This window comes from Rathayibacter rhapontici, from assembly GCF_001995175.1.
GTDB lineage: Bacteria > Actinomycetota > Actinomycetes > Actinomycetales > Microbacteriaceae > Rathayibacter.
This window is the reverse complement of the sequence record NZ_MUKN01000087.1, coordinates 1-10020: the sequence shown is the minus strand read 5'-3', so window position 1 is coordinate 10020 and position 10020 is coordinate 1. Positions and strand designations below refer to the sequence as shown.

Genomic DNA, 10020 nt, shown 5'->3' with positions numbered 1-10020 from the left:
ACCCCCGCCCGCCCTCGAGAGCCCCCCGCTGATGCGCGCCTTCCGCCGCGACTCCTCCGGCGCCGCCGTCGCCCGCTTCGACCGGGAGGAGGCGGGGATCCTCCGCCACCTCGCCGGCGAGATGCTCGAGCTGCTCGATCGCAGCGTCGACGACGACCTCGCCCGCACCGATCCTGCACTCGCGCGCCTGCTCCCCGACGCCTACCGCGACGACGCCGAGGCCGCCGCCGAGTTCCGGCGATTCACCGCCCCCGATCTCGCCGGACGCAAGATGGACGACGCACGGTCCGTGACCGCCGCGCTCGACGCGGGGGACGACTCCGGGAACGGACGCGTCTTCGCGGGCCTCGGCGAGATCTCGGTGCGCCTCGAGGATCCGCAGGCGCTCTCGTGGATGCGCGCGCTCACCGACATGCGCCTGGCGCTCGCCGCCCGCCCCGGCATCCTCGACTCCGACGACGGGCTCGAGCCCGAGGACGAGAACGCGGCCGCGATCCGCAGCGTCTACGACTGGCTCGGCGCCGTCCAGGACGGCCTGGTCCGCGCCGTCGACGTCTAGCCGTTCTAGCGAATCCACAGGTGTGGACAACCCTGTGGAGAACTGTGGACAACCGTGGGGACAACTCCTCCACAGGGCCACCGGACCGCGGGAACACAGCGCAAGGGGATGTGGATACCTGTGGAAACGCGTAGCGTCCCGCCTGTGAACACTCCGAGTGGTACCCAGGCCAAGCAGGCGGCCGACGACGCGCAGGACTCGACGGCGGTGCGCACGCTCGCCCGGTTCGGCTACGCCGCGAACGGCCTGGTGCACATCCTGATCGGGGTCATCGCCCTCCAGGTCGCGCAGGGCGGCGGAGGGTCGGCCGATCAGTCCGGAGCGCTCGGCGCACTCTCCTCCTCGCCCGGTGGAACCGTCGTCCTCTGGGTCTGCACCGTCGGCCTCTTCGGCCTGGCGCTGTGGGGGATCCTCGAGGCGTTCCTCGTCGCCAAGGGCGACACCGAGCTGAAGAAGTGGGGCAGCAGGCTGAAGGAGGCGGCGAAGGCGGTCGTCTACGCCGCACTCGGCGTGACAGCGCTGCGCTTCGCGATGGGCGACGGATCGAGCTCGTCCCAGTCGTCCAAGAGCGCGAGCGCCCAGCTGCTGTCGGCACCGGGCGGAGTCGTCCTCCTCGTCCTCGTCGGCGTGGTCGTCCTCGCGGTCGGCGGCGTCTTCGTCTACCGGGGTGTCAGCAAGAAGTTCCTCGAGAACATCGCGGAACCCGGCGGCACCGCGGGCACCGTCGTCACCTGGCTCGGCATCGTCGGCTACACCGCCAAGGGCATCGTGCTCGGGGCGCTCGGCGTGCTGCTGATCGTCGCCGCGGTGAAGCACGACCCCGAGCAGGCCGGCGGGCTCGACGAGGCGCTCAAGTCGCTCACGGAGCTGCCGTTCGGCGTGTTCCTTCTCGGCTTCGTCGCGCTCGGCCTCATCGCGTACGGCGTCTACTGCTTCGCCCGGGCGCGCTGGCCGCGTCTCTGATCCGGAGTCCTACTCGGCGCCGACCCCGCGCGCAACTGCTCACGGCGTCGCCGATCCGGTGACACTCTGAACCTGTGAGTGCGGGGACCGACGACGAGGTCGCGAGCGAGGTCTACTCGGTCGGGATCGCTGCCGCGCGCCTGCTCCGCTCCGCCGCCACCGGCGACCGCGCCGCGTTCGCCCTGCTCTTCGACCGCTTCGGCGCCCTCTTCTCGGCGTCGGTCGCCGCCGTCCACTCCGACGCCGCGACGCGCGACCGCCTCTGCACCGAGGCGTTCGCCGAGGTCTGGCGCCGCTGCCCCGAGGGCGCCCGCTCCGAGACGCCGGTGCTCTGGCTGCTCGAGGTGCTCTGCGAGACCCTCGGGACCTCTCGGGCGCTCGCCCGGCGTCCGATGGGCACCGGTCTCCTCGCTCTGCCGTGCCCCGATCGGGAGCTGCTGCTGCTGGCCGTCGCCGGTCGCTACACCCAGCCCGAGATCGCGGCGCTGACCGGAGTGGGGGAGCCGGCGCTGCGACGGATCCTGCGCGACGCGCTCACCTCGCTCCGCGGCGGCGCGGGCGACGGTCGGCTGACCGCGTGAACTCCGGCGGCATCGGAGACCTTCGGGAATACCCGGCAGCGCGGTAAAGTTGAGTCAGTCGAACTCAACTTTCGATCTTCACGGAGGACACCACAGATGCAGGCCGGTCGTACGCCCCAGCAGGACGAGCAGCAGTCCGCTCTCGAGCAGTACGGCGTCGACCTCACCGCGATCGCAGCGAGCGGCAAGCTCGATCCGGTGATCGGTCGCGACGCCGAGATCCGCCGCGTCAGCCAGGTGCTGACCCGGCGCACCAAGAACAACCCCGTGCTCATCGGCGAGCCCGGCGTCGGCAAGACGGCGGTCGTCGAGGGCCTCGCCCAGCGGATCGTCGCGGGCGACGTCGCCGACAGCCTCAAGGGCAAGCGACTCGTCAGCCTCGACCTGTCCGCCCTCATCGCCGGCGCGAAGTACCGCGGCGAGTTCGAGGAGCGGCTGAAGGCGGTGCTGAAGGAGATCAACGACTCCGAGGGCCGAATCATCACGTTCATCGACGAGCTCCACACGCTCATGGGCGCCGGTGGCGGCGACGGCTCCGTCGCGGCCGCCAACATGCTCAAGCCCATGCTGGCCCGCGGCGAGCTGCGCATGATCGGCGCCACGACGCTCGACGAGTACCGCGAGTACATCGAGAAGGACGCCGCTCTCGAGCGCCGCTTCCAGCAGGTGTTCGTCGGCGAGCCGTCCGTCGAGGACACCGTCGCGATCCTCCGCGGCCTGAAGGAGCGCTACGAGGCGCACCACAAGGTGGCGATCGCCGATTCCGCCCTGGTCGCCGCCGCCTCGCTGTCGAACCGGTACATCACCGCGCGCCAGCTGCCCGACAAGGCCATCGACCTGATCGACGAGGCCGCGTCGCGGCTGCGGATGGAGATCGACTCCGCTCCCGTCGAGATCGACGAGCTGCGCCGCTCCGTCGACCGGCTGAAGCTGGAGGAGCTGGCGCTGAAGAAGGAGAAGGACGAGGCCTCCAAGGCCCGCCTCGAGAAGCTGCGCGAGGACCTCGCGCGCCGCGGCGCCCAGCTCGAGGAGCTGCAGCAGCGCTGGGAGCGCGAGCGCGCCTCCCTGAACCGCGTCGGCGACCTGAAGAACAAGCTCGACGCCCTGCGGATCGAGGCCGAGCGCGCCCAGCGCGAGGGCCGCCTCGAGCGCGCCTCGCGCCTCCTGTACGGCGACATCCCGGTGATCGAGCGCGACCTCGCGGCCGCCGAGAAGGAGGAGGAGCCCGCCGAGGGCCGCATGGTCAACGAGCAGGTCACCGCCGACGACATCGCCGCGGTGATCGCCGCGTGGACGGGCATCCCGGTCGGCCGGCTGATGCAGGGCGAGACCGAGAAGCTGCTCCACCTCGAGCGCGAGCTGCACCGCCGCCTGATCGGGCAGGAGCAGGCCGTCTCGGCCGTCGCCGACGCGGTCCGCCGCACGCGCGCCGGCATCTCGGACCCGGACCGTCCGACGGGCTCGTTCCTGTTCCTCGGCCCGACCGGCGTGGGCAAGACGGAGCTCGCGAAGGCGCTCGCCGACCACCTGTTCGACGACGAGAAGGCGCTGGTGCGCATCGACATGTCCGAGTACGGCGAGAAGTTCGCCGTCTCGCGCCTGGTCGGCGCCCCTCCCGGCTACATCGGCTACGAGCAGGGCGGCCAGCTGACGGAGGCGGTGCGCCGGCGCCCCTACTCGGTGGTGCTGCTCGACGAGATCGAGAAGGCGCACCCCGAGGTGTTCGACGTGCTGCTGCAGGTGCTCGACGACGGCCGGCTGACCGACGGGCAGGGCCGCACGGTCGACTTCCGCAACACGATCCTGATCCTCACCTCGAACCTCGGCTCGCAGTTCCTCGTCGACCCGACGCTCTCGAACGAGCAGAAGGACGAGGCGGTGCAGCAGATGGTGCGCCAGGCCTTCAAGCCCGAGTTCGTGAACCGCCTCGACGACATCGTGATCTTCCGCACGCTGGACGAGACCGAGCTGGGCGAGATCGTGTCGCTGTACGTCGACCGTCTGTCGCGTCGCCTGACGGAGCGGCGGCTCGACCTTGCCGTCACGCCCCGCGCCCGCGGCTGGCTGGCCGAGCGCGGCTACGACCCGCTGTACGGCGCGCGACCGCTGCGCCGCCTGATGCAGCACGAGATCGACGACCAGCTGGCGACCGCGCTGCTCGACGGGTCGATCCGCGACGGCGACGTGGTGCTGGTCGACGTCTCGGACGACGGCGACGGCCTCGTGGTCAGCGCCGGGCTGCCGACGGCGGCGTAGCCCGCAGTCTCCGCCGCGCTCCTCCAGAAGTTGCGGGAACGGCTCGCGCTTCCCCCAACTTCTGCGGAACCGGCGGCGGCGCGAGACGTGCGGCTCGGCGCGCTCCTCCAGAAGTTGCGGTGAAGGCTCGCGCTTCCCGCGACTTCTGCGGAACCGGTGGGCGCGGCGCGGCACAGCCCGTGCAGCGTCCTCCCCAGGGGCCACCTCCCGCCGGGTCGTCCACAGACCCGGACTGCGCGCACCATCGGCTCCCGGTCGCGCCGGTACCGTCGCCGCCATGTCCCTCCCTCCGCCGGCTCCGCGCATGGCCGACCTCGCCCCCGAGCAGCGCCCGCGCGAGCGGCTGCGCGCGCACGGTCCGGCGGCGCTGACCGACGCCGAGACCCTGGCGGTCCTGATCGGCAACGGCGTCCGCGGCGCCAACGCCACCGTCGTCGCGCAGCAGCTGCTCGCCCGGTTCGGCGGCATCGACGCGGTCGCACGGGCCGGAGTCGTCGACCTCGCCCGCCAGCGCGGCATCGGCGAGGTCGCGGCGTGCCGCATCGTCGCGTCCTTCGAGCTGCGCCGGCGGATGAACGGGGCGCACCGGGCGCCGCGCGTCACCACCGCCGCCGAGCTCGCCGCTCTCGTGGGCCCCTGCTGGGCGCGCGGCCCGACGAGACCGTGCTCGCCGTCGCGCTCGACGCCTCCGGAGCCGTGCGCGACGTCCTCGCCCTGGCCGACGGAGCCGCCTCCCACGCGGACCTCCCCGTGCCCGCGGTGCTGGCCGAGGTGCTCGCCCGCGGAGCTGCCACCGTCGCGCTCGCGCACAGCCACTCCGGCGAGGCGACCGTGCTCCCCTCCGACCGCGCCGCCACTCGCGCGCTCGCCGAGGGAGCCCGAGCGTGCGGCCTGGGTTTCCTCGCGCACGTGATCGTCGGGCGCGACGGCTGGGCGGAGGCGCCGCCGTGACGAGCGCCCTGGAGTGATCGAGGAGCCCCACGGCGCTCCCGCGGCGCCGTGCCCCTTCCGCACGCCCGTGCAAGCCCCCGCCCCGCGCCGCCTCCCGCGCGCGCCCCGGCGTACCGTGGAAACGACCCCACCCCCTCTCGAGCAGGAGATCCCTCATGCGAGCAACACTCATCCACGGCGAGCGCGACGTCCGACTCGAGGAGGTCCCCGAGCCGACCCTGTCGACCGGTCGCGACGCGATCGTGCGCGTCACTGCGGCCTGCGTGTGCGGCTCCGACCTCTGGCCCTACCGCGGCGTCACGCCGACGAAGGAGGCGCACCGCATCGGGCACGAGTTCGTCGGCGTCGTCGAGTCGGTCGGCGACGACGTGCGCGACATCTCCGTCGGCGACTTCGTGATCGCACCGTTCTACGTCTGCGACGGCACCTGCGCCAACTGCGCCAACGGCGTCTCGACGTCGTGCCTCACCGGCGGCTGGTGGGGCTCCGAGGTGGGCGACGAGGGCTTCGCCGACGGCGCCCAGGGCGAGAAGGTCCGCGTGCCGCTGGCCGACGGCACCCTCTTCCGCGTCGGCACCGATCCCGACCCGGCGCTCATCCCCAGCCTCCTGACGCTCGCCGATGTGATGGGCACCGGTCACCACGCCGCCGTCTCGGCCGGCGTGACGGCGGGCTCGACCGTGGCGGTCGTCGGCGACGGAGCGGTCGGCCTCTGCGCCGTGCTCGCCGCGAAGCGCCTGGGAGCCACCACGATCATCGCGATGTCGCGCCACGAGTCCCGTCAGGCGCTCGCCACCCGCTTCGGAGCCACGCACATCGTCGAGACGCGCGGCGACGAGGGCGTCGCCCGCGTGAAGGAGCTCACCGGCGGCATCGGCGCCGACTGCGTCCTCGAGTGCGTCGGCACCAAGGAGTCGATGCAGCAGGCGCTCGACTCGGCCCGCCCCGGCGGCATGGTCGGCTACGTCGGCGTGCCCAACGGCGGACCGGAGCTGCCCGTGCGCCAGATGTTCGGGTCGAACGTCGGCGTGAACGGCGGAGTCGCGCCCGTCCGCGGCTACATGGAGGAGCTCCTCCCCGACGTGCTCAGCGGCGCGATCGAGCCCGGCCTCGTCTTCGACCTCGAGCTCCCGCTCGACGAGATCGCGGAGGCGTACGCCGCGATGGACGAGCGCCGCGCGATCAAGACGCTGGTCCGCCCGTAATGGGGGAGAGGGGCGGCCGCCGAGGCTCGGGGAGCAGCCTCCCGCGCATGACCGCGTCAGCCCGCACCGCCGCGACGGCGTCCCTCTTCCACCCGGATCTCGCGATCGGCCGCTGGATCCCGCCCGTCTCCCTCGGCCCGCGCCTGCTCCGCCTCGCCACCCGGCGTGAGGCCGTGGGCGGGGAGGCGCCCGCCGACCTCCTCGTCGAGGACGTCGAGATCCCGGGGGCCGACGGCGCGCCCCCGATCCGCGCGCGCAGCTACCGCCCCCCCATCCTCCGCGGATCCGCGCCCGCCCTCCTGTGGGTGCACGGCGGAGGCATGGTGCTCGGCAGCCGGTTCCAGGACGAGGCGTCGAACATCGCCTTCGCCCGCACCCTCGGCATCACCGTCCTCTCGGTCGACTACCGCCTCTCGCCGGCGCACCCCGCTCCCGCCGCCCTCGAGGACGTGCTGGCCGCGTTCCACTGGCTCGTGGAGCACGCCGACGAGCGCGGCGTCGATCCCACCCGCATCGCCATCGGCGGTGCCAGCGCCGGTGCAGGCCTCGCCGCGGGGGCGACCCTGCTCGCCCACGACCGCGGAGGGGCGCAGCCCGCGTTCCAGCTGCTCGTCTACCCGATGCTCGACGACCGCACCGTGACCCGACCCGGCCCCACTCCTCCGGGCGTGCGCGTCTGGACTCCCGGCAGCAACCGCTTCGGCTGGACCTCCTACCTCGGCACCGAGCCCGGCGGCGCGGACGTCTCGCCGTACGCCGCGCCCGCGCGCCGCGACGACCTCACGGGTCTCCCACCCGCCTGGATCGGCGTCGGCACCCTCGACCTCTTCCACGACGAGGACGTCCGCTACGCCGAGCGCCTGCGCGCGGCCGGAGTGCCCTGCGAGCTCGAGATCGTGCAGGGCGCGTTCCACGGCTTCGACGCGCTGTTCCGCCGCACCGGAGTGGCGAAGCGCTTCTGGGCCGCGCAGGCCGCCGCGCTCGGGGCGGCGCTCGCTCCGTAACGAGAGCGTGCCGTGCGGGTAATCCGCCCGAAACAGCAGGGGCCTAGGTTCGTTCACGACCCGGCTTCGGCCGGGTTTCTCCTCCCGCACTTCTGCTACAACATCGCATAATCCGGACCGAACCGGACCCGGCGACCGCCCTCCGCCGTCCTCCTCCACACGACCCTCGCCCTGCGCCCACTTCCGCTACAAAGTAGCGGAAAGCGCCCGGACCCCAGGAGCCTCCATGAAGCGCACCGCCCCGTCCTCCCGACTCGCCCTGCTCGGCGGAGTCGTCGCCGTCACGGCACTCGCCCTCACCGGATGCGGCCGCTCGGCCGACGCCGGAGCCGCCGTCGACGCCACCACGGTCGACGACTCCGCCGCCACCGGCACCGTCACCCTCTGGGCCCCCGACGGCGACGCCACCCAGCTCGACGCGGTGCTCGCCGACTACACGGCCGAGAACCCGGACCTCGACCTCGAGATCACGCTGGTCCCCTCCGACGAGTACAACACCAAACTGCAGACGGCCGTCGCCGCGGGCACCGCGCCCGACATCGCGTTCCTCTACACGGAGGCGCAGACCCAGTTCCTCGCGTCCGACGCCTTCGCGCCGGTGCCCGACGGCCTCGTCGACGCCGACAGCTTCTTCGAGGGCTCCTGGGAGGCCGGCGAGCGCGACGGCACGACGTACTCCGTGCCCTGGTACGCGTACACCCGCGTGCTCATCTACCGCTCCGACTTCGCCGAGGCCGGGGGCGTGAGCGCTCCGACGACCTGGGACGAGACCATCCCGTTCTTCGAGGGCCTCGAGGCCGGCGGCGCCGAGAGCGGATTCGGCGCGACGTCGGCTGGGACACCTACAACGGGCAGACCCTCGCGACCTTCGCGCACCAGGCCGGCGCCGAGCTCCTCAGCGACGACGGCTCCCAGTGGACGCTCGACACCCCCGAGATGCTCGCCGCGGCCGAGTACAACACCTCCGTCTTCGCCGACGGCGTCTCCTCGCCCGACACCCCGCAGTTCCTCGACGCGCAGCCGTACCTCGTGTCGGGGAGGACGGGATCGATGATCAGCGGCCCCTGGGTCGTCGCGACCCTCGACACCACGGCCGAGGAGGAGGGGTGGACCGACGCGCACATCGGCACCGCCGTGCTCCCCGCAGGCCCGGACAACGACTCCGGTCAGCTCGCCGGCGGCAGCTGGGGCGTGACCGCCTCCTCCGACAACGCCGCCTCGGCCTGGAAGGTCGTGCGCGCCACGACCGAGCAGGACACGCAGATCGCGCAGTACGAGGCCGCCGGCAGCATGCCCGCCGTGGTCGACGCCTGGCAGGACCCGGTGATCGCCGACCAGCCGCTGCTGGACGCGTTCTTCGAGCAGCTGCAGAACGTGCAGCCACTGCCCGCCGTCACCACCTGGACCCAGGTGTCGACCCTGCTCGGCCAGGAGATGGAGAAGGTCGCGCGCGGCAGCGAGTCGGCCGCGGACGCGCTCGCGGCCGTCCAGCGTCAGGCCGACTCGATCGGCACGGAGTGACCGCGTGGCTCTGACCGCCCTCGCCGGCCGGTCCGCGGTGGGAGCGGTGCGCGAGCGCCGCTCCCGCCATGGCCGCCACTCCGGCATCGCCTGGCTCTTCCTCGCGCCGTTCGCCGTGATCTTCGTGGTGTTCACGGCGATCCCGGTGCTCGCGTCCGTCGGCATGAGCCTCACCGACATCCGCGGCGCCGATCTGCAGCAGCCGTTCGGCGTCGACTTCACCGGTCTCGAGAACTACGCGGTCCTGCTGGGCGACGCGGCGTTCCTCCGCTCGGTGCTCAACACCCTCTACTTCGTCGTGATCGGGGTGCCGCTGACGATGATGGTGGGCTTCGTGCTCGCCCTGGCGCTGAACTCCGGCATCCGGCGGCTCCGCGGCGTGTTCCGGGCGCTCTTCTACGCCCCCGTCGTCACCAACATCGTCTCGGTGGCGCTGATCTGGCAGTACGCGTTCAACCAGGACGGCACGGTCAACGAGGTCCTCGGAGCGATCGGCTTCGCCGGCCCGAACTGGCTCGGCGACGAGCAGCTCGCCATGCCCGTCGTGATCCTGCTGGGCGTCTGGCGCAACTTCGGCACCGCGATGCTCCTGTTCCTCGCGGGCCTCCAGTCGGTGCCCGAGGACGTGCACGAGGCGGCCTCGCTCGACGGGGCGTCCCCGTGGCGCCGCCTGATCTCGATCACCGTGCCGCTGCTGATGCCCACGACGCTGCTCGTCTCGGTGCTGCTGTCGGTCTTCTTCCTCCAGGTCTTCGACGAGCCGTACCTGCTCACGGGCGGCGGCCCGGTCGGCTCCACGGAGTCGATGGCGCTGTACACCTACCGCCAGTTCGGCTTCGGGAACATCGGCGTCTCGTCGGCCGCGTCCTTCCTCCTCCTGCTCATCGTCGCTCTCGTGAGCGCGCTGCAGTTCCGTCTGCTGAGGTCCCGCTCATGACCGCCACCGCCACCCGGCCGCCCGTCGCCCCGCCCGCAGCCGC

At 72.6% G+C, this 10020-nt stretch carries 9 protein-coding genes and 2 pseudogenes; all 11 read left to right on the top strand.

The window, feature by feature from the left end; all coding sequences use genetic code 11:
• Positions 1-559 (top strand): DUF2017 family protein (locus tag B0T42_RS17970; protein ID WP_342418281.1); only part of this gene is annotated, 559 nt, incomplete at its 5' end.
• A gap of 144 nt (positions 560-703) precedes the next feature.
• Complete coding sequence (locus B0T42_RS17965) at positions 704-1522, top strand: DUF1206 domain-containing protein (RefSeq protein ID WP_236720394.1); 819 nt, start codon at positions 704-706, stop codon at positions 1520-1522.
• Positions 1523-1596: 74 nt separating this feature from the next.
• The gene (locus B0T42_RS17960) at positions 1597-2103 is read left to right on the top strand and encodes an RNA polymerase sigma factor (protein ID WP_077224367.1); all 507 of its coding nucleotides are present in this window, start codon (positions 1597-1599) and stop codon (positions 2101-2103) included.
• Between the two features lie 96 nt (positions 2104-2199).
• Positions 2200-4359, top strand: a complete 2160-nt coding sequence (locus B0T42_RS17955) for an ATP-dependent Clp protease ATP-binding subunit (RefSeq protein ID WP_077224366.1) — start codon at positions 2200-2202, stop codon at positions 4357-4359.
• A gap of 277 nt (positions 4360-4636) precedes the next feature.
• Positions 4637-4885, top strand: a pseudogene (locus B0T42_RS22840) (UPF0758 domain-containing protein); the annotation flags it as partial.
• Between the two features lie 8 nt (positions 4886-4893).
• The gene (locus tag B0T42_RS22835) at positions 4894-5310 is read left to right on the top strand and encodes a JAB domain-containing protein (RefSeq protein WP_139344575.1); all 417 of its coding nucleotides are present in this window, start codon (positions 4894-4896) and stop codon (positions 5308-5310) included.
• A 155-nt stretch (positions 5311-5465) separates the two neighbouring features.
• Positions 5466-6515: a zinc-dependent alcohol dehydrogenase family protein gene (locus B0T42_RS17945; protein WP_077224364.1), complete on the top strand. Its 1050-nt coding sequence runs from the start codon at positions 5466-5468 to the stop codon at positions 6513-6515.
• Between the two features lie 47 nt (positions 6516-6562).
• Positions 6563-7519: an alpha/beta hydrolase gene (locus B0T42_RS17940; RefSeq protein WP_077224363.1), complete on the top strand. Its 957-nt coding sequence runs from the start codon at positions 6563-6565 to the stop codon at positions 7517-7519.
• A 226-nt stretch (positions 7520-7745) separates the two neighbouring features.
• Positions 7746-8282, top strand: a pseudogene (locus B0T42_RS22890) (ABC transporter substrate-binding protein); the annotation flags it as partial.
• Positions 8204-9040 (top strand): extracellular solute-binding protein, encoded by an 837-nt coding sequence (locus tag B0T42_RS22885; protein ID WP_269087539.1) that lies wholly within the window; start codon positions 8204-8206, stop codon positions 9038-9040. The pseudogene B0T42_RS22890 and the gene B0T42_RS22885, both read left to right, overlap by 79 nt.
• 4 nt (positions 9041-9044) lie before the next feature.
• Positions 9045-9977: a carbohydrate ABC transporter permease gene (locus B0T42_RS17930; protein WP_077224362.1), complete on the top strand. Its 933-nt coding sequence runs from the start codon at positions 9045-9047 to the stop codon at positions 9975-9977.
• The last annotated feature ends 43 nt before the right edge of the window (positions 9978-10020 follow it).